The organism is Microbacterium deminutum (genome assembly GCF_039530205.1).
GTDB lineage: Bacteria > Actinomycetota > Actinomycetes > Actinomycetales > Microbacteriaceae > Microbacterium > Microbacterium deminutum.
This window is the reverse complement of sequence record NZ_BAAAOG010000003.1, coordinates 22,667-45,700: the sequence shown is the minus strand read 5'-3', so window position 1 is coordinate 45,700 and position 23,034 is coordinate 22,667. Positions and strand designations below refer to the sequence as shown.

The following is a 23,034-nucleotide window of genomic DNA, read 5'->3' as shown; positions in this document are numbered from 1 at the left end:
GGTCATGCCAGACCCGTGACATCCAGCCCGAGCCAGTCGGCGAGCTCCCGGATCTCGAGGTGCACGGCATCCGCCATCTCCTCGGTGAACGGGGCGTCCTCGTGGATCGCGGCCACGCGGAAGACCCCGGCCTTGCGGTCGGCGGCGGCGTCCAGCTTTCCGACGAGGCGGTCCTCGTACAGGATCGGCAGCGCGAAGTACCCCCAGCGACGCTGGGCGGCGGGCTTGTACATCTCGAGGATGTACTCGAACCCGAAGAGGTCCTCGGCCCGTCGGCGGTCGAACACCAGCCGATCGAACGGCGACAGCAGGGCCGTGCGCCCCTCGAAAGGCGCTCCGACCGCGGCGGGATCCACCCGCCACGTGCCGGCCACCCCGTCGACGACGGCCTCCTCTCCCGCGTGGCCCACATCCAGGGGCTCGACAGGCTGCCCCGCGGCTTTGGCGCGCGCGATCCCGAGGGAGGCGAGACGCCGCTCATTGCGGCGCGTACGCGCTTCGTCGAGCGTCAGCTCTTCGACCTCGGCGGGATACACGCGCTCCGCGAGATCCCACCGGCGCTCCTTTCCCTCGCGCCCCGCCACCGCGACCTCGCCGCAGCCGGCGAGGATCTCGAGGAGTTGTGTCACGTTCCGATCGTTCGTCCATCCCGACGACGGCCACGACACCTGACTCGTGTCGGGGATCTCGCTGCTGCGAACGGGTCCGTCGGCCCGCAGCCGAGCAAGGACGTCGCGGTGGAATCGATCGTTCGCCGCCAGCCACTCGCGCGTTCGCGCGTAGTGGGGCGCCCCGCGCATCGTCGGCCGATACAGCGCCAGGTCGCTCATCGGGCGGTAGAAGCCGGTCCACTCGAAGACCGTGCGATCCACCTCTGCTGCACGGGCGAGGTCGGCAGGCTGGAAGGGCCAGCCGAGGCGGCTCCACAGGATCAGCTCCGCACTCGGAGCGACCGCGGCCGTCGGATCGATGTTCACGACGGTGAGGCCGTCGACGGTCTCGACGATGTCCGCCGGGCGGTCCGCCGAGACCAGCTGCGCACGCACCGCGATGCGCCGCGCTTCGTCGCGGTCGAGCCGGATCACCATCCAGCGAGGCTAGCGCGCCGGACGGACGCTAGAACGATCCGCCCATCTCGTGCAGGCGCTCGATGCGATCCGGAAGCGGCGGGTGGGTCGAGAACATCCGCTCGATGGCGTTGGGACGCAGCGGATCGGCGATCCACAGATGCGCCATCGACGTGTTCGGCTTCCGCAGCGGCGCGCCGTGCTGCTCGAGCTTCTGCAGCGCGGAGGCGAGCCCGTCAGGGTCGCGCGTGGTCATCGCGCTCGTGGCGTCGGCGAGGTACTCGCGCTGGCGGGAGATCGCCGCCTGCACGGCGCCCGCCAGCAGCGGCGCGACGATCGCCGCGACGAGCCCGAAGATCAGCAGGAAGAGCTGGGCCTGTCCGTTGCCGCTTCGCCGCCCGCCGCCGAAGAACGCGACGCGCAGAAGCAGGTCGGCGAGGATGCCGACGGCGACGACGAGGCCGAAGACGATCAGCGAGACGCGGATGTCGTAATTGCGGATGTGGCCGAGCTCGTGCCCGAGCACCCCCTCGAGCTCGCGGTCCGTCATGAGCTCGAACAGCCCGGTCGTCACGGTGATGGATGCCTGTTCGGGCGTGCGCCCCATCGCGAAGGCATTCGGTGCCGGATCCTCCACGACGTACAGCTTCGGCATCGGGCTTCCGGTCGTGATGCAGAGGTTCTCGACGAGCCGGTAGTAACGCGGGGCCTCGGCCTGGGTGACCTCCTGCCCGCCGCTCATGGCGATCGCCTCGCGGTCGGCGAAGAAGTACTGGAACGTCGCGTAGCCCGCCGCGAACAGGAGGATGAACGCCGTCACCCACCAGTTGTTGCCCATCAGCCAGCCCGCGAGCAGACCGATGCCGGCGAGCAGCACGAGGAAGGCGCCGAGGATGAACCACGTGTTGCGCTTGTTGCGCGCTATCGCGGTGTACACGTCGCCCTCCGGTCAGGCCGCGGTCGCCGAGCGAGCGAAGCGAGACGAAACGCGCCCCCTCCTACGCCGTTTCGTCTCGTCGCTTCGCTCCTCGCTCGACGACCGATGGCCGTCAGAATTGCACGCGGGGCGGCTCGGAGATGGCCGCACCATCGACGACCTCGAAGAACTCGCGCTCGTCGAATCCGAGGTTGCGCGCGAACATGTTGTTCGGGAACACCCTGATCTTGGTGTTGAGCTCCCGCACGCCGCCGTTGTAGAACCGGCGCGACGCCTGGATCTTGTCCTCGGTGTCGACGATCGACTGCTGGAGCTGCAGGAAGTTCTGACTCGCCTGCAGCTGCGGGTAGGCCTCCGCCACGGCGAACAGCGAACGCAGCGCCTGCTGCATGTGACCCTCGGCCACGCCGGCCTCGGCGGGTCCGCCTGCCGAGAGCGTCTCGGCTCTCGCTCTCGTCACGTTCTCGAAGACGGCCTTCTCGTGCGCGGCATACCCCTTCACCGCCTCGATGAGATTCGGCAGCAGGTCGGCCCGCCGCTTGAGCTGGACCGTGATGTCGCTCCATGCTTCGTCGACGCGGACATTCAGCTGGACGAGCGAGTTGTACGTCGCCCACAGGTAGATGCCCACGATGACGGCGAGCGCCACCACGATCAGGACCGGGATCAGCCATTCCCACATAGCGAGCGACTCCGTTCGAGGTTTGCCTTCATCCTAGCCGCCGGGTTCTGCCTGCATCAGAGTCGCTGAGCCGACTCCCAGGGTCAGGCGCCGAGCACGCGGTCGAGGTAGGCGTTCGTGAACATCCGCTCCGGGTCGAGCCGCTCGCGCAGCGAGACGAAGTCGTCGAAACGCGGATACCGATCGCGGAGGATGGCGGCATCCAGGGTATGCATCTTGCCCCAGTGCGGACGTCCGTCGAACGAGAGCATGATCTGCTCGACGGCCTCGAAGTACTCGGTGGGGTCCTCGCGCCAGTAGCGGTGGACGGCGATGTAACCCGACGCTCGGCCGTGCGCGGTGGACAGCCAGCGGTCGTCTGCGGCGGCGAAGCGCACCTCGACGGGGAACGAGATGCGCCAGCCGCGCTCGTCCACGAGCGTGCGGAAGGCGTCGAATGCGGGCCGGACGTTCTCGGCGGGAAGGGCGTACTCCATTTCGCGGAAGCGCACGGACCTCGAGGTCGCGAAGACGCGGGTCGAGGCATCCGAGAACTCGCGATCGCCCCACACCTTCACCGACAGGCGGTTGATCGACGGGATCGTGGCGGGGACCGCCTTCGCGACGGTGCAGGCAACCTGGTGCAGCCCACTGCCGACGACGGTGTCGTCGAACCATTTGCCGACTGGCGAGAGCGGATGCCGGGGGGCGCTCTCGGGCAGACGCGTGTTGTACTTCGTCATCGCTCGGTCGGTGTGCGGGAACCAGTAGAACTCGAAGTGGTCGGACTCCGCGACGCGGTGATCGAGCCCGTCGAGGACGTCCTGCAGCGGCTCGGGATGCTCGACGGCGTGCAGCACGAAGGCGGGAACGCACTGCAGGGTCACATGGACGAGGATGCCCAGCGCCCCGAGGCCGAGCGCGACGGCGGGCAGGAGCTCGGCGTTCTCGGTCTCATTCACGACGAGGAGTTCGCCGGATGCCGTCACCAGCGTGGCGCCGACGACCTGTGCGGCGATGCCGCCGAAGCGGGCGCCGGTGCCGTGCGTCCCGGTGGAGATGGCGCCCGAGATGGACTGCCGGTCGATGTCGCCGAGGTTCTCCATGGCGAGGCCGTACGGTGCCAGCAGCACCGGCACCTGATGCAGGCGCGTGCCTGCGAGCAGCGTCACACGGGACCGCTCGCGATCCACGTCGACGAGCCCGGTCAGGTCGGTCAGATCCAGCAGGGCACCGGGCGCCACGGCGATGCCGGTGAAGCTGTGGCCGGCGCCGATCGCCTTCACCTTCAATCCGGATGCGGCGGCGGCCCGCACCGAGCGCTGCACCGCCTCGACCGTCCGCGGGAACTCGACGCGCACGGGGCGCACGGATGCGGAGCGTCCCCAGTTCTGCCACGTTCCACCCGGCCGTGTCATAGGAACGCCTTCCGTTCGCCGCGATACGTCGGAGCCTCGCCGACGATCGCGCCGTTCTCGATGAGGTGGTAGCTGTCGACGCGCTCGGCGAGCTCGCCGCTCTTGGAGTGGCGGAACCACACCCGGTCGCCGACCTTCAGCCCGCGGGCGGATTCGCCCTGCAGCGGCGTCTGCACCTCGCCGGCACCCTCTCGGCCGAACATCTTCAGTCCTGCGGGCCAGACCGGCAGCGGCTGGCGCGACTCGAGCGCCGGGCCGGAGGCGATCCAACCCCCGCCGAGCACGGTCGCGATGTCGGGTGCCGGCTTGCGCACGACCTCGAGCGCGAAGGCGGCGGCGGGGGCGAGGTCGAACGCGCGATAGCCGTCGAAGAGGTGACCCGCGAGCAGACCGCTTCCGGCGGTGAGCTCGGTGACCGCCTGATCGGATGCCGTCAGCTCGAGGGACCCGGTGCCTCCGCCGTTGACGAACTCGAGCGGAGCGATGTCGCGGAGTGCTGCGACGATCTCGCCGCGCCGCTGCAGGAGCTCGCTCGCGGAGCGGCGCTGCATCCACCGGATCACCGGGTCGCTGAGACCGGTCGCGTCGCCCTGGCCGGCGATCTGCGCTTCGTACATCATGAGCCCTACCAGGCGGAACCCCGGGCGCGCGGCGATCGCACGGCCGAGGTTCGCGACCTCGGCGGCGTCGTGCACGGGCGATCGGTGCACGCCGATGTGGCCGAGGCCGGGGGCGCGCCACGATGCATCGGCGTCGATCGCCACGCGCAGCACGGGGCGCGCGGCGGGCGCGACGACGGCGTCCACGACATCGAGCTGGGCGACGTCGTCGACCATCAGCGTGACACGCGCGGCGGCGCGCTCATCGGCGGCGAGCGCCGCGATGGCGGCCCGATCGACGCTCGGGTAGCCCAGGACGACGTCCTCGTGGGTCTCCGCAAGCCACAGAGCCTCAGGCAGGGTGAATGCGAGGATGCCGTGGTATCCCGGAACCGCGAGGGTCGCGGCGATGATCTCGCGGACGCGCACCGACTTGCTCGCCACTCGGATCGGCACCCCGCCCGAGCGCACCAGCATGTCGAGTGCGTTGTAGCGCAGCGCCGAGACGTCCACCGCCGCGACCGGGCCCGACACTCCCTCGAGGGCGTGGGAGAGCGATGGCCAATAGGACGCGGGATCGGTCCAGGCCGTCTTCGCCGGCGGCGGGGTCAGGAGGTCGAGACTCAGAGGGCTCGCTGCGGGAGAGCGCATGCGTACTAGGGTACGGCCCGGTGCGCGAGCCGAATGACGCCCTGTGCAGTACCCCCGCCGGGATTCGAACCCGGACTGAAGCGATTTTAAGTCGCCTGCCTCTGCCGGTTGGGCTACGGGGGCGCGATGCGGTGGATGCCGCAACTCGCGTGATCAGGGTAGCCCGGGCGCGCCGGCTCAGCCGTCGGCGGGCGCGGGCTCGAGCTGTTCACGAGGAGTCTTCGCCCACGAGGTCCGCCCGGACATCAGCCGGACCAGCGAGATCATCAGGACGGGGAACGTGAGCCATGAGTAGATCGTGTACGGGATGAGCTGCACGATGGCCACGAACGGCGAATACCACCGGCCGCCTCGAATGGTCAGGACCGCGAGCCCTCCGCCGAAGCTGACGCCGAGGAAGAAGATGAGCACCCACCACCCCGCCGGTGTGAATTCGGTTCCTGCCACGATCGCCAGCACGATGGAGGTCACGAACGCGATGCCGGTCAGCAGCTGGCAGGGCGGGAGTCAGCAGGTAGAAGACGGTGTCGATGCGGCCGAGCGCGGGCAGCCGGGGTCGCAGCGCCCCGCGCAGCAATGCCATCGCCTGCCAGTTGCCCTGCGCCCAGCGGGTGCGCTGCCGGTAGAGGCGGCGCACCGAGTTGAGCCCCTGCTGGTCGATCGAGGTGCCGTTCTCGTGGACGCCGGCCCAGCCGGCTTGGATCAGCCGCACACCCAGGTCCTGATCCTCAGTGAGCCGGTCGCGCCAGGGTCCGGCATCCTCGTCGATCGTGGCGAGCGCTGAGAGACGGTTGAACTGGCCGTTGCCGCCCATGTTCGCAACGCCCCAGCAGGACCTGCCCGCCTGGAAGACGAGCCCGAACGACGAGAACTCGACATCCTGCGCCCAGGTGAGCGGCCCGCGCCGGTTGTAGATGCGCACCAGGACCTGGACGCCGCCCACCGCCGGGTCCTCGAAATGCCTCACGACGTGCGCGGGCGCCGCCGGATCGAGGCGCCCGTCGGCGTCGACGATCGTGACGATCACCCGATCCTCGCTCCAGCGAGCCAGTACGGGGTCGCGGGAAAGGCTCTCGCGCACGCGGCGGTAGGCGGCATTGAGCGCCGCGGCCTTGCCCTGCCGGGCCTCGGGAGCAGCCCGCGTGAGCACCCGCAGCCGCGGATCGTCGATCGTGGCCAGTATCTCCCCGGTGCGGTCGTCGGACCCGTCGTCGATGATGACGAACAGGGCATTCGTGGCGCGGGTGCTCCGCAGCCGCTCGACGCTGTCGGCGATCGTCACCTCTTCGTTGAGCGCCGGCACGAGGAACACCCAGAGGAACGCGGATTCATCGCCCGGCGGCTTCCGGCCGGCGATCGCGCGGAATCGCGCCGCCGCGACCAGCAGCACGATCACACCGACGAGCGAAGCGATGTCGACGAGCAGGACGATGAGGAAGAAGACCTGCACCCCGGCCGGCAGGCCGCCGAACAGCGCTTCGACGATGCTCACCAGCCCACTGCCCAGCTCTCCACCCACCCGACCGCCGCCGGATCGGCGCTGCCGCCCGCTCGGAGGACAACGGCACGATCGAACGTGGGGCCGAACGGCGCGGGCGCCGGCGAGTCGAAGACGATCGTCTCGAGCGCGGCGAGGATCCGCTCGGCGGCTCGTCCGTCACCATACGGGTTCCGCCGCGCGCGCCGCCGGGCGAGGGCCTTCGGGTCGTCCAGCAGGGCGGATGCCGCGGCCACGATGCGATCCGTGTCCGAGCCGACGAGCTCGACGGTGCCGGCATCCACCCCTTCCTGCCGCTCCGTCGACTCGCGGACGCAGATCACCGGAGTGCCGAGGGACGGCGCCTCCTCCTGGATCCCGCCGGAATCGGTGATGGCGATGGTGGCTCGTCCCAGAAGCCGCGCGAACTCCGCGTACGGCATGGGCTGCACGAGCGAGACGTTGGCGAGCCCCTCCAGTCGGTTCCGGAGGGTTTCCGCCACCGCGGGGCTCGGATGCAGTGCGACGACGAACCGGACGCCGGGCCGCTCCGCGGCGAGGATGCCGACGGCATCCGCGATGCGCTCCAGCGGCGCACCCCAGTTCTCGCGCCGGTGCGCGGTCACCGCGACCACCTGCACGGCACTCGCGCCCGCCTGTTCGAGATCCGCCAGTCCCGGGTCGCTGTAGGGCAGCTTCTGCGCGGCAGCGATCCGCAGGGCGTCGATCGCCGTGTTGCCGGAGACGTAGATCCGCGCGTGGTGGATCCCCTCGCTCACGAGGTTCGCCTTGTTCCGTGCCGTCGGCGCGAGATGCAGCGCGGCGATCCGCGAGATGAGCTGCCGGTTGAGCTCTTCGGGGAAGGGCGAGAGCGTGTCCGATGTGCGCAGGCCGGCTTCGACGTGCACGACAGGAAGATGGCGGTGGAACGCGCCCAGCGCTGCGGCAGCCGCGCTGGTCGTGTCGCCGTGGACGAAGCAGGCGGTGGGGTATCCCTCGCTGTATGGCGCGTCGATGGGCAGCACTGGCGGACCGAACCGCTCCTCGAGGAACCGCTCGAGCTCGGTGAGGACGTGGGCGAACAGCCGGTTCAGGCCGCGCGGACCGTGTGGGAGCGGGAACGTGACATCGGGGACGATGCCGTCGATGGCGAGCACATCCGCGACGAGCTCGGCATGCTGGCCGGTCGAGACGACGATGGGTCGAAAGCGCGCGCTGTCGCGCACTGCCGCGACCAGCGGCAGCATCTTGATGGCTTCGGGCCGCGTCCCGATGACGAAGAGCGCGTTCAGGCGGGGATCTGCGACCGCGGAGTCCATCGCCCCAAGCTACCGGGGCCTGCCGAGACTGCGACAGGCCCGTGGGAGACTCAGCCCGACGCCGCCACCTTGTCGGCGGCCGGCGCGGGCGCCTTCGCGGCGGCCTTCGGTGCGGGCGGCGCGGCCTCGACGGGCTGCGGCGGGCGGGGGCGCGCCGCGTACTCCTCGAAGACGTAACGGGGGCTCTGGACGGTCGACAGGTTCACGAGATCGCGACGCAGCCAGAAGTTGTTCCACCAGCCCCACAGCACGCGCCACTTGCGCTCCCACGACGGCATCGCCAGGCCGTGGTAGCCGCGGTGCGCGAGCCACGCGATGAACCCCTTGAGCGCGAGGTTTCCGGACTGGAACACGCCGTTGTACAGACCGAGCCCTGCGACGGCGCCGATGTTCTTGTGGAAGTACTCGCGCGGGAGCTCGCCCCGCAGCACTCCGGCGAGGTTCCTGGCGAGGAGCTTCGCCTGGCGGACCGCGTGCTGCGCGTTGGGGACGCAGTACCCGCCCACGCCGCCGCCCGAGAGGTCGGGAACCGCGGAGACATCGCCCGCCGCCCACGCGCCCTCGACGATCTCGTCCTCGCTGCCGACGCGAAGGTCGGCGCGGGTGAGGATGCGTCCGCGCTCTTCGACCGGAAGATCGCCGCCGCGCACGACCGTCGGGTTCGCCATCACGCCCGCGGTCCAGATGATGAGATCGGTCGGGATCACCTCTCCCGAGGAGAGCTCGACGTTGCCGTCCACGGCGCCGGTCACCTGGGTGTCCAGGTGCACGTACGCGCCGCGCTTGGCGAGATCCTTCAGCACCCACTCGCTCGTCTTGAGCGAGACCTCGGGCATGATGCGGCCCATCGCCTCGATGAGGTGGTAGTGGGTGTCGTCGAATGTGATCGTGGGATAGCTCTTCACCAGCGATGACGCCAGCGAGCGCAGCTCGGCGAACGCCTCGATGCCCGCGAATCCGCCGCCGATGACCACGACGGTGAGGAGCCGGTCCCGCGCGGGGCCGGGAGGCAGCATGGACGCCTTGTCGAAGTTCGACATCAGCCGGTCGCGGATCGCGACCGCTTCCTCGATGGTCTTCAGACCGATCGCATTGTCGGCGATGCCGGGGATCGGGAACGTGCGCGAGACGGCGCCGGCGGTGACGACGATCTGGTCGTACTCCTGCTCGTACGGCTCACCCGCGATCGGGGTGATCGTGGCGACCTTGTTCGCGTGGTTGATGCCGGTCACCTTCGCCGCGACGACGGTCGTCCTTTTGAGGTGCCGACGCAGTGCGACGACCGCGTGGCGCGCCTCGATCGAACCGGCTGCCACCTCCGGAAGGAAGGGCTGGTAGGTCATGTACGGCAGCGGGTCGACGATCGTGACGTCGGCCTCACCCTTGCGCAGGGTCTTCTCGAGCTTCCAGGCCGTGTAGAAGCCTGCGTAGCCGCCACCGACAATCAGGATCTTTGGCACGGTGTTGGTCACGGGGGGAGTTCTCCTCCTGAGTCAGCGGCTCGGCGTGCGGGACGCCAATCGGATGCGTCGGACAGCAGCGGTGACGCCGAGCGCCACCAGTATAGCGGTGACGGTGCCGAGCATGAGGGGAAGGGTGCCGTACAGCAGGGTGCTGCGGGACGGCAGCAGGGGGGATGCCGCGGACGGCGCGGCATCCGCCGGCGGCAGCGGGGGCACCTCGACGGGCTGCACGGTCGCCTCGGGCAGGGGCGCGCTCTGCGCGCGCCGGTACAGCCGGATCCATTCCGCGAGGCTCCCCATCGGGTTGGCCGAGACGGTGGGGATGGCGGCGCTCACGGCGGCTGCGGCATCCACGAGTCCATAGCCGTACAGCGGATCCGGGATCGCCGTCGCCGTGGCGGCGGGCCGCGCGGTTCGGATGATGCGGTTGATGACGTTGTTCGCGTCGAGGTCGGGATGAGCCGCCCGCACCAGCGCGGCGATTCCCGCGACGATGGGTGCCGCGCCGCTCGTGCCGCTCCACTGCACGAGGTCGCCGTTGGCCGAGACGCCCAGAAGGTCCTCGCTGGGCGCCGACACGCCGATCGTGATGCCCTGGGTGGATGCCTCGAGGCTCGCCCTGCCCTGGGGGTCCACCCCGGCGACCGTCAGCACGCCCGGGATCGTCGCGGGCGCCCCGACGCGAGTGGTGCCGCTGCCGCGGTTACCCGCCGCGACCACGACCACGACGTCGTGGTCGAACGCGTAGAGGAACGCGTCATCCCAGCTCTGATCCCAGTCGGGAGTGTTGGTGGTGAGCGACAGGTTGATGACGTCGGCGCCGTGGTCGACCGCCCAGCGCATCGCGTCGGCGATCTGCTCGGCGAACGAGCGGGCCGCCGACGCGCCGAATCCCACCGAGATCGAGAGCACCTGGGCCTCGGGCGCGACGCCGATCATCCCGGTACCCGGGCCGGTGCCGCGGGCGGCGGCGAGCGAGGCGACCCAGCTGCCGTGATTCGCGTCGACGGCGCCGACGGGAGTCCGTCCGTCGGCCGTTCCGACTCCCGAGACGTCGGTGCCGTCCACCACGGCGCCGTTGAACTCGGCCGGTCCGCGCGCGACACCGGTGTCGATGATCGCGATGCGCACGCCCGCGCCGCGCGTGGTCCGCCACGCCGTCTTGATGCCGTAGGCGTCGAGCCAGTACTCGGCCGACCGCACCGGGTCGTCGTCGGCACCCGGGCCGGGGGCGACCGCAGTCGGAGCGCCGACGGCGCTGGGGCCGGCGGCGACCGCGGGCGTCCCGCCGACCGCGCTCAGCACCGCGACGGCCAGGACGGCTGCGGCCAGCCGCCGCATGATCATGCCGACCTCGGGTTCGCGCAGACGCAGCGCTCGGGCGACCACGACGACATCTGCAGCGCGCGATCGCCGATCGGGTTGACGCCCGGCCCCGCCGCGAGCGCGTGGCCCGCCAGCGCGTGAAGGCACTTCACGCGCGTGGGCATGCCCCCGGCGGAGATGCCCTCGATCTCGTCCACATGGCCGTATCCCTCGCGATCCGCGAGGTACGAGTCGTGAGCCCGGGCATAGGCGTCCGCGAGCTCTTCGTCGGCGCCCAGCTCGTCGTTGAGGTCGCGCATCACGTGACTTGCCTCGAGCGACGACATCGCGGCCGTCGCGGCGGGATGCGTGAGGTAGTAGAACGTCGGGAACGGCGTCCCGTCCGGAAGGCGCGGCGCGGTGGCGGCGACCGTGGGGTTGCCGCACACGCAGCGCGCGGCGATGCCGACGACCCCTCGGGCGGGGCGCCCGAGCTGCTCGCGCAGCGACGCGAGATCGGCGTCGCTGACGGGCGGGAACGGAGGGGTCGTCACGGTGAAAGGCTACCCGCGAGCGGCTGGGATGCGCCTGGATCCGGGCGTCGCCGCCATCCCCTGCACCCCCCGTTCAGCCGGTGGAGGCGGGCGTCCCGGATGGCGTGGCGCCGGGGTCGGGCACGCCGACGGTGACGGGCTGGACGGTGCGGGCGAGTCCGGCAGCGGTCACCGATCGCACGAGCTGCGACATCCAATCGGTGTGCGTCTGCTCGAGCTGATCGCTCACCGGCGCCTGCTCCTGCGGTGCGAGCTCGGGGGGCAGGTCGTCGTCCACGAGGTAGACGACCTCGCCGGGCTTGACGTAGTAGAGCCGCTCGCGGGCCTGCGTCGTGATGTAGGCCGGATCCTTCCAGCGCTCGCGCTGGGACGTCAGGTCGGCCACGTCGGCCTGGCTGAGCTTCACGGCCGCTTGAAGTGCCGCGATCTGCTGGCGCTGATCGAGGTAGGTCCCGATCGTGGGAACGAGGACGAAGGCAGCAAGGACGACGAGTCCGAGCATGATCACCATGAATCCTGAGAGGCGGATGCCGCCGAGCCACCCGCTCACGTCCACCGGCCGGCGCGCGCCCCGGCGCCTGGGGGCCGGGGTGGGAGGAGCCGTCCGGTTGGCCACGGCTCCTCCTCGCCTCGATACTCAGGCCTGGTAGCGCGGGAAGGCTGCCCGGCCGATGAACTCCGCCGCGTCGCCCAGCTCTTCCTCGATGCGCAGAAGCTGATTGTATTTCGCGACGCGCTCGCTGCGGGCGGGCGCGCCGCTCTTGATCTGACCCGAGTTCACCGCGACGACGAGGTCGGCGATGGTGGTGTCCTCGGTCTCGCCCGAGCGGTGGGAGAACATCGTGGTGTAGCCCGATCGGTGGGCGAGATCCACGGCGTCCAGCGTCTCGGACAGGGTGCCGATCTGATTCACCTTGACCAGCAGCGAGTTCGCGACACCGCGCTTGATGCCGTCGGCCAGCCGCGTGGGGTTGGTCACGAACAGGTCATCGCCGACGAGCTGGATCTTCGAGCCGAGTTTGTCGGTGAGGTGCTTCCACGCGTCCCAGTCGTCCTCGGCGAGCGCATCCTCGATCGTAACGATCGGGTATGCGTCGGCCAGCTCGATGTAGTAGTCGGTGAGGGCCTCCGCCGTCCACGGCTTGCCCTCGAACGTGTACACGCCGTCGGCGAAGAACTCGGTGGCTGCGACATCCATTCCGAGTGCGATGTCGGTGCCGACGGCGAAGCCGGCCTTTTCGATCGCCTTCACGAGGAAGTCGAGCCCCTCGCGGTTGCTCTTCAGATCGGGTGCGAAGCCGCCCTCGTCGCCGAGGCCGGTCGCGTAGCCGGCGGCTTTCAGCTCGCTGTGCAGCACGTGGTACGTCTCGGCACCCCAGCGGAGGGCCTCGGCGAAGCTCGATGCGCCGATGGGCGCGAGGAAGAACTCCTGGCAGTCGATGCCGTTGTCGGCGTGCGACCCGCCGTTGATGACGTTGAACAGCGGGATGGGCAGCACGTGCGCGTTGGGTCCGCCGAGGTAGCGGAACAGCGGCAGGTCGGCCGAGTCCGCCGCCGCCTTGGCGACCGCGAGCGACACGCCCAGGATGGCGTTCGCGCCGACCCTCGACTTGTTCTCGGTGCCGTCGGTCTCGATGAGGATGTCGTCGACGATGCGCTGCTCGCTCGCCTCGACGTCCTCGATCGCGGGGCCGAGCTCGTCGATGACGGCGCCGACCGCCTTGAGCACGCCCTTGCCGCCGTAGCGCTTCTTGTCGCCGTCGCGCAGCTCATACGCCTCGAAGGCCCCCGTGGACGCGCCCGAGGGGACGGCTGCGCGCTGGACGGTTCCGTCGTCGAGCAGCACCTCCACCTCAACGGTCGGGTTTCCGCGCGAATCCAGAATCTCGCGCGCGCCTACAGCCTCGATCAATGCCACGGGAATGCTCCTTGTTCGTGGGCGGGTGGTGATGCGGAGCGTCGTCGGTCCGCTCCCGAGTCTAGTGAGCCGGATGCCGCGGCCACAGGCGGTTCGTGAGCAGGGCCGGCGGCGTCGCTCGGTGGGCTGCCGTCAGACCACGACAGCGATGGCGATGCCGTCGTAGCCCTTCAGGTCGACGGTCTGCAGGGCCGTCGCATCGAAGCGGGGATCGCGCCCCAGCAGCTCCAGTCCCCGCTGCGTGCCGATCACCTGCGCGCTCATCGTGGCGGGATTGGCGACCTCGCCTGCTCGCCCGACGTTGTCGATGACGACGACCGTGCCGGACCTGCCGAGGCGTGCGGCCCAGTCGATGTAGATCGAATTCGACTCCTTGTCCGCGTCGATGAAGACCAGATCGAACGGCTTGGTGCCTTCGAGGGTCGGCAGCACGTCGGCTGCGCGGCCGAGCCGGATCTCGACCTTGTCACCCACTCCAGCACGATCGAGGTTCGCGCGGGCGACCTCGGCGTTGCGGGGCTCGGCCTCGATCGTGACGACGCTGCCGTCCTGAGGCAGTGCGCGCGCCATCCAGATCGTCGAATACGCGCCGAGCGTGCCGATCTCGAGGACGCGGCGCGCGCCCGAGATCCGCACCAGCAGGTGCAGCAGCTTCCCCGCGACCGGGGCGACCTCGATGGCAGGCAGTCCCGCCGCGCGCTGCTCGGCCACGGCCGCCTCGAGGTCGGGGTCGTGTCCCACGAGGGTCCGCGTCAGGTAGGCGTCGACACGGCGCCAGGTCTCGGGTGTGGGGTCGGTCACAGCGCCAGCCTTGCCGCGTCGATCCGCGTCGTCAAGGCCGGGAGGCGGCATCCCGTGCCTTGAGAGCCTGAAGCAGACCCGCACCGGTGGCGGCGTCGTCGACGGTGACGACGAGGCGCCTGCCGCTGGTGCGGGCGACCTCGATGGCGTCTCCGGCGCGCAGGATGATTCCGAACCGCCGGTCGGCGCCCAGCCGCAGTCCCCAGCCGCCGAACTCCCCCATCGGGTTGACCTCGACCTCGGCCGCGCTGGAGACCTCGCCGAGCGGCACGCGGAAGCGCGGGATGCCGAGCACGGAGCGCACCGTGAGTCCGTCGTCGTCGACCCGCACGTGGAACGCCACCGTCGTCGCGGCGAGGATGACGAGCACGAGTGCCGTGCCGGTCAGCAGCCACACGAGGCCGTCGGCGGCTCCGGTCAGCCAGGCCATGAACGCGGCGACGGCGAGGACCGCCACCCCGAGCGCGATGGCGATCGCCGCGGCGGGGACCATGCTCGTGGTCCGCAGCCACACCACGCGCTCCCCCGGCGAGATCGCGAGCGGCGTGGCAGCGGCGGCGTTCGACGCTCTGCGAGATTCGGCGGGCTGCAGGAACCAGCCGGCGACTCCAACCGCCACCGCGGCACCGAACGCCGCGAGGAGAGCGGGCCAGACCGAGAGCTCGGCCGTGCCGCCGGCATCCCCCGCCTGCATCACCAGCGTCCAGGTGGACATCACCGTCACGAGTGTCGCGGTGGCGGCCGCGATCGCCCCCATCAGACGATAGGTCGCGCCCCGATCGCCGCGACGCAGCCCGGGAAGCGCGGTCAGGCCGATGAGGAGCGGGATGCCGGCGCCGAACGCGATCGTCGCCAGAGGCTGGGTCCATGCCGGGGCGAAACGGTTCGGTCTTCCCGCCGCGTCCCAGTGGACCGCGATCGTGGCGGGCACGTGCGGCAGGGCGAGCAGCTGGACCACCACGCCGACGACGACGATCGCGAGCGGGATCACGATCGCGACGAGGATGAATCGCCGGATGGCGAGGGCGTGGAGCTGATCAGCGGTCACGGGCGATCTCTTTCACGAGGGAGGCGAGCATGTCGGGCGACAGCCCCAGGTCGCGGGCGCGGAGGGTGAGGGCGACGACGTCGTCGTGCAGCTGAGCGAGCGGGGCCGCGGCATCCGTGACCACCGCGCCGCGACCGCGGCGCATGTCGACCAGACCCTCGTCGCGCAGCTCCTGGTACGCACGAAGGACCGTGTGAAGGTTCACGCCGAGCGCGCCGGCGACATCGCGCGCGGAGGGCAGCCGGTCGCCCGGTCGCAGGCGACCGGCCGCGGCATCCGCTCGCACGGACGCCGCCACCTGCGCGAACAGCGGGATGTCGCTTCCAGGGTCGACGCGGACGAGCACACGACTATTCTATAACAACTAGCACAGTCCGCTCCATCGACGTCACCAGCCAGGTCACGCCTGTCCGGCCGCCCGCGCTATGTTCGGCGCGTGGGCATGCCCTCTCTCCACCGGCGTCTGGGCCTCGGCGACGCCGTGTTCATCGGACTCGGGTCGATGATCGGGGCCGGCGTCTTCGCCGCGTTCGCTCCCGCGGCGGCCGCCGCAGGGACCGGGCTCCTCATCGGCCTCGCGATCGCGGCCGTGGTCGCCCTCGGCAATGCGACCTCATCCGCGCAGCTCGCCGCGGCGCACCCCACCTCGGGTGGGACGTATGCCTACGGCCGCGCCGAGCTCGGACCGTGGTGGGGATTCATCGCCGGCTGGGGATTCGTCGTCGGCAAACTCGCGAGCTGTGCGGCCATGGCGTTGACGTTCGCCGCGTACGCGGCTCCGGCGGGCTGGCAGCGTCCGGTGGCGGTGCTCGCCGTCGCGGGTCTCGCCGCGGTCAACTGGTTCGGCGTCACGCGGACGGCCCAGCTCACGCGCGTCATCGTCGTGGTCACGCTGCTCTCGCTCGCCGTCGCCGTCGCAGCCGGCGCGTCCGCCCCGGACGCACCGGGCTGGCTGGATGCGTCCGCCCTGTGGTCGGGCGGCTGGTACGGCATCCTGCAGTCCGGCGGCCTGCTGTTCTTCGCCTTCGCGGGATATGCCCGCATCGCCACGATGGGCGAAGAGGTGCGCGATCCCTCGCGGACGATCCCGCGCGCGATCGTGCTCGCGCTCGCCGCGGCCGTGATCGTCTACGCGGCGGTGGGGATCGCGGTGCTCTCGACCCTCGGTCCCGAGACGACGGCGCGGTCCACCGAGCCCGTCGCCGACGTGGTCGTCGCCGCAGGCTGGGCGTGGGCGCAGCCGGTCATCCGGATCGGCGCGGCCGCGGCATCCCTCGGGGCGCTGCTCGCGCTCATCGCGGGAATCGGCCGCACGATCTTCGCCATGGCCCGCGAAGGCGACCTTCCCCGTTTCCTCGCAGCCGTCCACCCGCGCTGGCACGTGCCGCATCGCGCCGAGGTCGCGACAGCACTCATCGTCATCGCCATCGTGGCGGTCGCCGACATCCGCGGCGCTATCGGCTTCTCGTCGTTCGGCGTGCTGCTGTACTACCTGATCGCGAATCTCGCCGCGTTCCGGCAGCGGCCGGATGCCCGACGCTATCCGCGGCTGCTGCAGATCATCGGCGCCGCCGGCTGCGTGATCCTCGCCCTCACCCTGCCGTGGCAGAGCGTCGCGGCCGGCGTCGTGGTGGTGCTCATCGGCATCGCCTGCCGTGCGCTGCGCAGGCGGATCAGTCGAGCGCCTTGACCTCGAGGGAATCGCGGCCGGTTCCTGCCGAGACCGTCGCGAACGCCGTGTAGCCGTCGGATGCCGCGCGCTCGAGGAGTGCCTTGAGGTTCTTGGTCCGCTGCTCCAGGCGCACGCGCGAGCCCTCGCCGATGAGCGCCGCCTTCAGCGCCAGCAGGTCGTCGAGGGGCACGTCGCGATCGTGGACGAGCACGACGGCGGGAGCGGATCCCTCCGCCATCGCCGACACGAGCTCGACGATCCTCTCGAAGCCGATCGAGAACCCGACCGCGGGAACCTCCTGCCCGAGGAACCGCCCGATCATGCCGTCGTAACGCCCGCCGCCTCCCAGCGAGTAGTCCACCGAGGGGTGCGCGAGCTCGAAGATGGTGCCGGTGTAGTAGCCCATGCCGCGCACCAGGAACGGATCGAAGACGAGGGGGATGTCGCCTCCCGGCGCCGCGGGCCGCGCCGCCGCGACGGCCGCCCCGATTCCCACCAGGTGCGCCACGATCTCGTCGGGCGCATCGGGCGGCAGGAGCTTGCGGATCTGCCGCTCGCCGTACGGGTTGTACTCGAGGGTCATCGGACGGCGGAGGAACCCCTCGATCGCATCGACGGCGCTCGAGTCGGATCCCTGCGGGTCGCGGAGCTCGGCGATCACGCCCTCGGGTCCGATCTTGTCGAGCTTGTCGATCGTGATCAGCAGGCCGGGGCGCTCGCCGGCGATGAAGCCGAAGCCGTCCAGCATCCAGTCGAGCACCCGGCGATCGTTGATGCGGACGGTCGCGCCCTCGAGTCCGAGCGCGTCCACCGCATCAAGGGTCGCCACCACGAGCTCTGCCTCGGCACGCGGCGACGCGTCGCCGATCACGTCGATGTCGCACTGGACGAACTGGCGGTAGCGGCCCTTCTGCGGACGCTCGGCCCGCCACACCGGAGCGCTCTGGATGGCCCGGAACACGGCGGGCAGCTCGGCGCGGTGGCTCGCGTAGAACCGGGCGAGGGGGACGGTCAGGTCGTATCGCAGACCCAGATCGGTCAGCGCCGAGGGATCCTCGGCGGCGCGGCGCACCGCGTCGGCGTCAAGGCCGCGCTTGAGGACGTTGTACGCCAGCTTCTCGTTGTCGCCGCCGATGCCGGCGTGCAGCCGCGAGTACTCCTCCATGACCGGGGTTTCGATCTCGTCGAACCCGTGCGCGCTGTACCGATCGCGGATGACGGCGAGCACCCGCTCGCGCCGGGCCTTCTCGGCGGGGAGGAAGTCGCGCATGCCGCGCGGAGGATTGACGGAAGCCACGCGTCTAGCTTCCCAGATGCTCGCGCCGCGTCCGCATCGGGGCTCCGCCGCCATCGCGTCGGCGGCGGGGGTCACGGCGTCCTGAGATCAGGCGATCTCGCCGGATCGGGCCGCCTCCGGACAGGATCAGCTCGTTGCCCCGGAATCGCCTGATCCGGCGACCTGCTCGATGGTCCGGATCTCGGCGGTCAGGATCCTGAGCCGTTCGCGAAGGGCGCGCTCGGCATCCCACCCCTGCTCGCGGGCCGCAGCCGCGAGAGCCAGGAGCGTCTCGCCCAGCTCGGCTTCGCTCGTGGGCGGCGCACCGGGTTCGGCGGCCTCCACCCCCACCTGGGCGGCCCTGCCCAGGAGCTTCTGGGCGAGCGCGAGGCTCGGCATCCGCTCCGACACTCCGTCGAGCACGCTCGTCCGCGCCGTCTTCTCGAGCGCCTTCGCCGCGTTCCACAGCACGAGCACCTCTTCGGGGGTGGTGGCGACGGCGTCGCCGAAGACATGCGGATGCCGTCGGACCATCTTCTCGGTCAGGCCGCGGGCGACGTCGTCGATGTCGAACGGGTCGTCGGGGTCGCGGGAGGCGATCTCGGCATGGAACAGCACCTGCCAGAGCAGGTCCCCGAGCTCTTCGCGCAGCTCGGAGCGGGATCCCTCCTCCACGGCGTCGACGAGTTCGGCGCTCTCTTCGACGAGATACGGGACGAGGTCGCGGTGATCGATCTGCTGCGTCCAGACGCACCGGTCGCGGACTGCGCGCATCGTCTCGGCCGCCGCGCGAAGCGGATCGGTGGCGCCCCCACCGGGAGCCTCGGGGCCCTTCATGATGCCTCCACGACGACGGCGAGGCGCCGATGGTGCGCCGCACGCAGGGACACGAGGATCGCCGCGACGATGACGGAGATCACCGAGCCGGCGATCACGCCCAGCACCGCCTGATCCCGGATCTGCGGCTTGCCGGCGAACGCGAGTTCGGACAGCAGCAGCGAGACGGTGAATCCGATCCCGCCGAGGGCGCCCGCAGCGAGCAGATCGGCGAACGCGAGACGCGGCGAGCCGTCTCGGGTGCCGATCCGCAGCGAGATCCAGCCGAACACCGAGATCCCGACGACCTTGCCGACGGGCAGGCCGACGAGCACACCCCAGAACGCCGGAGAGAGCTCGCCGAGCGAGACGGCGGGGATGGCCACCAGGGCAGCCGAGAACGCGAACAGCGGCAGGACGATGCCGTTCACCCACGGCTCGAGTGCGTGCCGCGTGCGGAGCGCGGGACGCTGCGCCATGGCGAGGCCGAGGGCGACGCCGGCGATCGTCGCGTGCACGCCCGACTGCAGCACGAGCACCCACGTCGTGATCGCGAGCACCACGAGCACGACGGCGATGGGCACCCGAGCACGCGTCTCGAGGCGCCGGCTGAGCACCCCGAACAGGATGACGGTGACGGCCGCCGCCGCGTCGAGCCCGAGATGGATGCCCGTCGTGAAGACGACCGCGATGAAGACGATCCCCACGAGGTCGTCGATGATCGCGAGCGCGAGGAGGAAGATGCGCAGTCTCGGCGGCAGGCCGCGTCCGAAGATGGCGAACACCCCGAGGGCGAAGGCGATGTCGGTGGCCGTCGGGATCGGCCAGCCCGTGACGGCATCCGACCCCGCCGTGATCGAGAGGTAGATCGCGATCGGCACGATCACGCCGCCGGCCGCGGCGATCGCGGGCTGGATCGCCTTGCGGGCGGAGTTGAGCTGGCCGCTGGTGAGCTCGAACTGCAGCTCGATGGCGACGAGGAAGAAGAAGATCGCGAGCAGTCCGTCCTGGATCCAGTGCGAGACCGAGAGTTCGAAGACGCCTGGGATGCCGACCTCTTCGTGCATGAAATGCGCGACCGCCGGTCCCCACGGCGAGTTCGCGACGATGAGCCCGAGGGCGGCTGCGACGAGCAGCACGATAGCGGGGAATCGTGCGGAGCGAAGCAGGGACATGGGCACCTTCCGTCGGAGTGGAAGTCTAGCGACGCGGGGTGTCACAGGACCTGCGGCGATACGTCCGCGAAACAGTCCGGCGATAGCCTCGAGCACATGCGCGAGCTCACCCAGACCGAGGCGATCGACCTCGTCGGACGATTCGAGGCCGGCCAGGAGATTCCCGAGAGCATGCGGGCCGACGTACGCATGCTCGGATCGCTCCTCGGGCGGGTGCTGCGCGAGAGCGGGTCCCCCGGCCTGTTCGACGATGTCGAACGGCTGCGCGTGGCCACGATCCATGCCTACACGGATGAGACCTCGGCGGCGTTCGCGCACGCGCAGGCCATCGCCGACTCGTTCACGGTGCAGCGCGCCGACGAGGTGGCCCGCGCCTTCACGTGCTACTTCCACCTCGTCAACCTCGCCGAGGAGCACCAGCGGGTGCGCATCCTCCGCGCCCGCGACGGGCGCCCCGACCGCGAGGACGCGTCGGACTCCGTCGCCGCCGCGTTCGTCCGTCTCGCCACCGAGGTCGGCGACGAGACCGCGCTTGCACGGCTGCAGTCGATGCGCTTCCACCCCGTGTTCACGGCGCATCCGACCGAGGCGCGCCGCCGCGCGGTATCGTCCAGCATCCGGCGTCTCGCGGCTCTTCTCGAAGAGCGCGACGGGATGCTGCGTAACGGCGCCGACGAGCGCCGGGCCGATCGACGCCTGCTCGAAGAGATCGACACGCTCTGGCGCACCGCGCCGCTGCGTCCCGAGAAGCCGTCGCCCGTGGACGAGGTGCGCGCGGTCATGGCCGTGTTCGACGAGACGCTCTACACGGCCGTCCCGCACGTGTACCGGCGCGTCGACGATGCCCTGCAGGGTCCGGCCGCGGGCGGACGCTCGCCCATCGTCCGACCGTTCGTGCGGATCGGGTCGTGGGTCGGCGGCGATCGCGACGGAAACCCGTTCGTGACGGCATCCATCACCCGCAAGGCCGCCGCGATCGCGAGCGAGCACGTGCTGCTCGGTCTCGAGCGCACGGCGCTGCGGATCGGGCGGGGACTCACGCTGGATGCCGCGACCACGCCCCCGAGTGACGCGCTCGTGGCGCTGTGGCACCGGCTGAAGTCGGCCGACGAGGATGCGGCGGGCGAGGTCGCCAAGCGCTCCCCCGACGAGCCGCATCGGCGGATCCTGCTGCTGCTCGCCCGCAAGATCGCCGCCACCCGCACGCGCGATGCCGACCTCGGCTACCGCGACCCGGAGCACCTGCTCGCGGATCTGCGCGTCGTCCAGGACTCGCTCGCACGGGCGGGGGCCCCTCGCCAGGCGTACGGGCACCTGCAGCAGCTGCTGTGGCAGGTCGAGACGTTCGGGTTCCACCTCACCGAGCTCGAAGTGCGCCAGCACTCGGCGGTGCACGCGAAGGTGCTCGCCGAGCTCGAATCCGGTGCGGCTCGCTCGGAGCTCGCCGAAGAGGTGCTCGAGGTGTTCCGCGTCATCGCGTACCTGCAGGGGCGGTACGGCCCGCGCGCGGCAGGGCGATACGTGGTCTCGTTCACGCAGTCCGCCGACGACCTCGCCGCCGTGCACCGGCTGGCGCGATTCGCCGTCGGGCCGACCGGCATCCCGCCGGTGCTCGATGTCATACCGCTCTTCGAGACGTTCGCCGACCTGCAGGCCGCGCCCCGCATCCTCGCCGAGATCGTGGACAACGCCGAGTTCGCGGCCCGGCTCGACGCCACCGGCCGGCGGCTCGAGGTCATGCTCGGCTACTCCGATTCGTCGAAGGATGTCGGACCCGTCGCGGCGAACCTCGCACTGTACGAGGCCCAGGCCGAGATCGCGGCGTGGGCGGACCGCAGCCGGATCGAGCTGACCCTCTTCCACGGCCGCGGCGGGGCACTCGGGCGCGGCGGAGGACCGGCGAACTCGGCGATCCTCGCTCAGCCGCCGCACTCGGTCGACGGACGGTTCAAACTCACGGAGCAGGGCGAGGTCATCTTCGCGCGCTACGGCGATCCGGCGATCGCGATGCGCCACATCGACCAGGTCGCCGCCGCGATCCTGCTCGCGTCGGCGCCGTCGAACGAAGAGCGCAACCGCGCCGCGGCAGAGCGCTACGCCGATGTCGCCGCGACGATGGACGCGGCATCCCGCGATCGATTCTTCTCGCTCGTGAAGGCGCCCGGATTCGCGCCCTGGTTCGCCCGGGTCACGCCGATGGAGGAGCTGGGCCTGCTCGCGCTCGGCTCTCGTCCAGCGCGTCGCGGACTGTCGGTGGAGTCGCTCGAGGATCTGCGCGCGATCCCGTGGGTGTTCGCCTGGACCCAGGCGCGCATCAACCTCGCGGGCTGGTTCGGACTCGGCAGCGCGCTCGAGGCCGTGGGCGACGAGGTTCGCCTCGTGGCCGCCTACGACGACTGGCCGCTCTTCCGCACGCTCATCGACAACGTGGCGATGAGCCTCGCGAAAGCGGATGACCGCATCGCCCGGCACTACCTCGAGCTGGGCGACCGCGACGACCTCGCAGACCTCGTCCGCGACGAGATGGCGCTCACGCGCTCCTGGGTCGTGCGGCTGACCGGCGGAACCGGGCTTCTGAGCAACAAGGCGGTGCTGCAGCGCGCGGTGAAGATGCGCAGCCCGTATGTCGACGCCTTGTCGCTCCTTCAGCTGCGGGCGCTTCGCTCGCTGCGCGAGGACGCCGAGGCCGGCAGACCCGTCGACCCCGAGCAGCAGCGTCTGCTGCTGCTGTCGGTGAGCGGCGTCGCGGCGGGACTGCAGAACACCGGCTGACACGCGCGTCGCGACAGCGATCTCGGCGCGCCGGGGTTACCGTGGCCGCATGAAAGCCGAGGTGAGGGGCTCGATGGTGACACCCTCCGCTGTGACGGCGGAGAC

Annotated in this window: 20 protein-coding genes and 1 tRNA gene; 2 read left to right on the top strand and 19 right to left on the bottom strand. The window is 70.7% G+C overall.

Annotation, left to right across the window (positions count from 1 at the left end; translation table 11 throughout):
• Positions 1-2: 2 nt before the first annotated feature.
• From ABD212_RS10445 to ABD212_RS10370, 16 genes are all read right to left on the bottom strand, one after another.
• Positions 3-1,088, bottom strand: coding sequence for a DNA glycosylase AlkZ-like family protein (locus ABD212_RS10445; RefSeq protein ID WP_344094246.1), 1,086 nt, complete (start codon positions 1,086-1,088; stop codon positions 3-5).
• 28 nt (positions 1,089-1,116) lie between these two features.
• A complete protein-coding gene (locus tag ABD212_RS10440) occupies positions 1,117-2,004 on the bottom strand; it encodes a M48 family metalloprotease (protein ID WP_344094244.1) in 888 nt (295 codons plus the stop codon).
• A gap of 112 nt (positions 2,005-2,116) precedes the next feature.
• Entirely contained in the window at positions 2,117-2,686 is a 570-nt protein-coding gene (locus ABD212_RS10435) for a LemA family protein (protein WP_344094242.1), read from the bottom strand.
• A gap of 83 nt (positions 2,687-2,769) precedes the next feature.
• Entirely contained in the window at positions 2,770-4,083 is a 1,314-nt protein-coding gene (locus ABD212_RS10430) for a D-arabinono-1,4-lactone oxidase (RefSeq protein WP_344094240.1), read from the bottom strand.
• Positions 4,080-5,333: an alanine racemase gene (locus ABD212_RS10425; protein ID WP_344094238.1), complete on the bottom strand. Its 1,254-nt coding sequence runs from the start codon at positions 5,331-5,333 to the stop codon at positions 4,080-4,082. The genes ABD212_RS10430 and ABD212_RS10425 overlap by 4 nt, the downstream gene beginning before the upstream one ends.
• 49 nt (positions 5,334-5,382) lie before the next feature.
• Positions 5,383-5,456 (bottom strand) — tRNA-Leu (locus tag ABD212_RS10420).
• 85 nt (positions 5,457-5,541) lie between these two features.
• Positions 5,542-6,825, bottom strand: a complete 1,284-nt coding sequence (locus tag ABD212_RS10415) for a glycosyltransferase family 2 protein (protein WP_344094236.1) — start codon at positions 6,823-6,825, stop codon at positions 5,542-5,544.
• Complete coding sequence (wecB, locus tag ABD212_RS10410) at positions 6,822-8,129, bottom strand: non-hydrolyzing UDP-N-acetylglucosamine 2-epimerase (RefSeq protein WP_344094234.1); 1,308 nt, start codon at positions 8,127-8,129, stop codon at positions 6,822-6,824. The genes ABD212_RS10415 and wecB overlap by 4 nt, the downstream gene beginning before the upstream one ends.
• Before the next feature lie 50 nt (positions 8,130-8,179).
• The gene (locus ABD212_RS10405) at positions 8,180-9,589 is read right to left on the bottom strand and encodes an NAD(P)/FAD-dependent oxidoreductase (RefSeq protein WP_425561264.1); all 1,410 of its coding nucleotides are present in this window, start codon (positions 9,587-9,589) and stop codon (positions 8,180-8,182) included.
• Positions 9,590-9,622: 33 nt separating this feature from the next.
• Positions 9,623-10,933 carry a S8 family serine peptidase gene (locus tag ABD212_RS10400; RefSeq protein ID WP_425561263.1) on the bottom strand — a complete coding sequence of 437 codons (1,311 nt, stop codon included), beginning with the start codon at positions 10,931-10,933 and terminating at the stop codon, positions 9,623-9,625.
• A 2-nt stretch (positions 10,934-10,935) separates the two neighbouring features.
• Positions 10,936-11,451 carry a DUF501 domain-containing protein gene (locus ABD212_RS10395; protein WP_344094228.1) on the bottom strand — a complete coding sequence of 172 codons (516 nt, stop codon included), beginning with the start codon at positions 11,449-11,451 and terminating at the stop codon, positions 10,936-10,938.
• A 73-nt stretch (positions 11,452-11,524) separates the two neighbouring features.
• Positions 11,525-12,067 (bottom strand): FtsB family cell division protein, encoded by a 543-nt coding sequence (locus tag ABD212_RS10390; protein ID WP_344094226.1) that lies wholly within the window; start codon positions 12,065-12,067, stop codon positions 11,525-11,527.
• A gap of 21 nt (positions 12,068-12,088) precedes the next feature.
• Positions 12,089-13,369, bottom strand: coding sequence for a phosphopyruvate hydratase (eno, locus tag ABD212_RS10385; RefSeq protein ID WP_344094224.1), 1,281 nt, complete (start codon positions 13,367-13,369; stop codon positions 12,089-12,091).
• A gap of 132 nt (positions 13,370-13,501) precedes the next feature.
• Positions 13,502-14,170, bottom strand: coding sequence for an O-methyltransferase (locus ABD212_RS10380; protein ID WP_344094222.1), 669 nt, complete (start codon positions 14,168-14,170; stop codon positions 13,502-13,504).
• A 31-nt stretch (positions 14,171-14,201) separates the two neighbouring features.
• A complete protein-coding gene (locus tag ABD212_RS10375) occupies positions 14,202-15,218 on the bottom strand; it encodes a DUF1648 domain-containing protein (protein WP_344094220.1) in 1,017 nt (338 codons plus the stop codon).
• Complete coding sequence (locus ABD212_RS10370; RefSeq protein ID WP_344094218.1) at positions 15,208-15,564, bottom strand: GntR family transcriptional regulator; 357 nt, start codon at positions 15,562-15,564, stop codon at positions 15,208-15,210. Before ABD212_RS10370 ends, ABD212_RS10375 begins: the two co-directional genes overlap by 11 nt.
• 96 nt (positions 15,565-15,660) lie before the next feature.
• Between ABD212_RS10370 and ABD212_RS10365 the strand changes: the two genes are divergently transcribed.
• Positions 15,661-16,908 carry an APC family permease gene (locus ABD212_RS10365; protein WP_344094721.1) on the top strand — a complete coding sequence of 416 codons (1,248 nt, stop codon included), beginning with the start codon at positions 15,661-15,663 and terminating at the stop codon, positions 16,906-16,908.
• Here the strand turns inward: ABD212_RS10365 and hisS are convergent.
• The 3 genes from hisS to nhaA form a co-directional block, all read right to left on the bottom strand.
• Entirely contained in the window at positions 16,892-18,160 is a 1,269-nt protein-coding gene (gene hisS, locus ABD212_RS10360; RefSeq protein ID WP_344094719.1) for a histidine--tRNA ligase, read from the bottom strand. The two genes, ABD212_RS10365 and hisS, sit on opposite strands and share 17 nt — an antisense overlap.
• Before the next feature lie 153 nt (positions 18,161-18,313).
• On the bottom strand, positions 18,314-19,003 hold the full coding sequence (locus ABD212_RS10355; protein WP_344094215.1) for a nucleoside triphosphate pyrophosphohydrolase: 690 nt from the start codon (positions 19,001-19,003) through the stop codon (positions 18,314-18,316).
• Positions 19,000-20,157 carry a Na+/H+ antiporter NhaA gene (gene nhaA, locus ABD212_RS10350; RefSeq protein ID WP_344094213.1) on the bottom strand — a complete coding sequence of 386 codons (1,158 nt, stop codon included), beginning with the start codon at positions 20,155-20,157 and terminating at the stop codon, positions 19,000-19,002. The genes ABD212_RS10355 and nhaA overlap by 4 nt, the downstream gene beginning before the upstream one ends.
• 96 nt (positions 20,158-20,253) lie before the next feature.
• Between nhaA and ABD212_RS10345 the strand changes: the two genes are divergently transcribed.
• On the top strand, positions 20,254-22,929 hold the full coding sequence (locus ABD212_RS10345; protein WP_344094211.1) for a phosphoenolpyruvate carboxylase: 2,676 nt from the start codon (positions 20,254-20,256) through the stop codon (positions 22,927-22,929).
• The last annotated feature ends 105 nt before the right edge of the window (positions 22,930-23,034 follow it).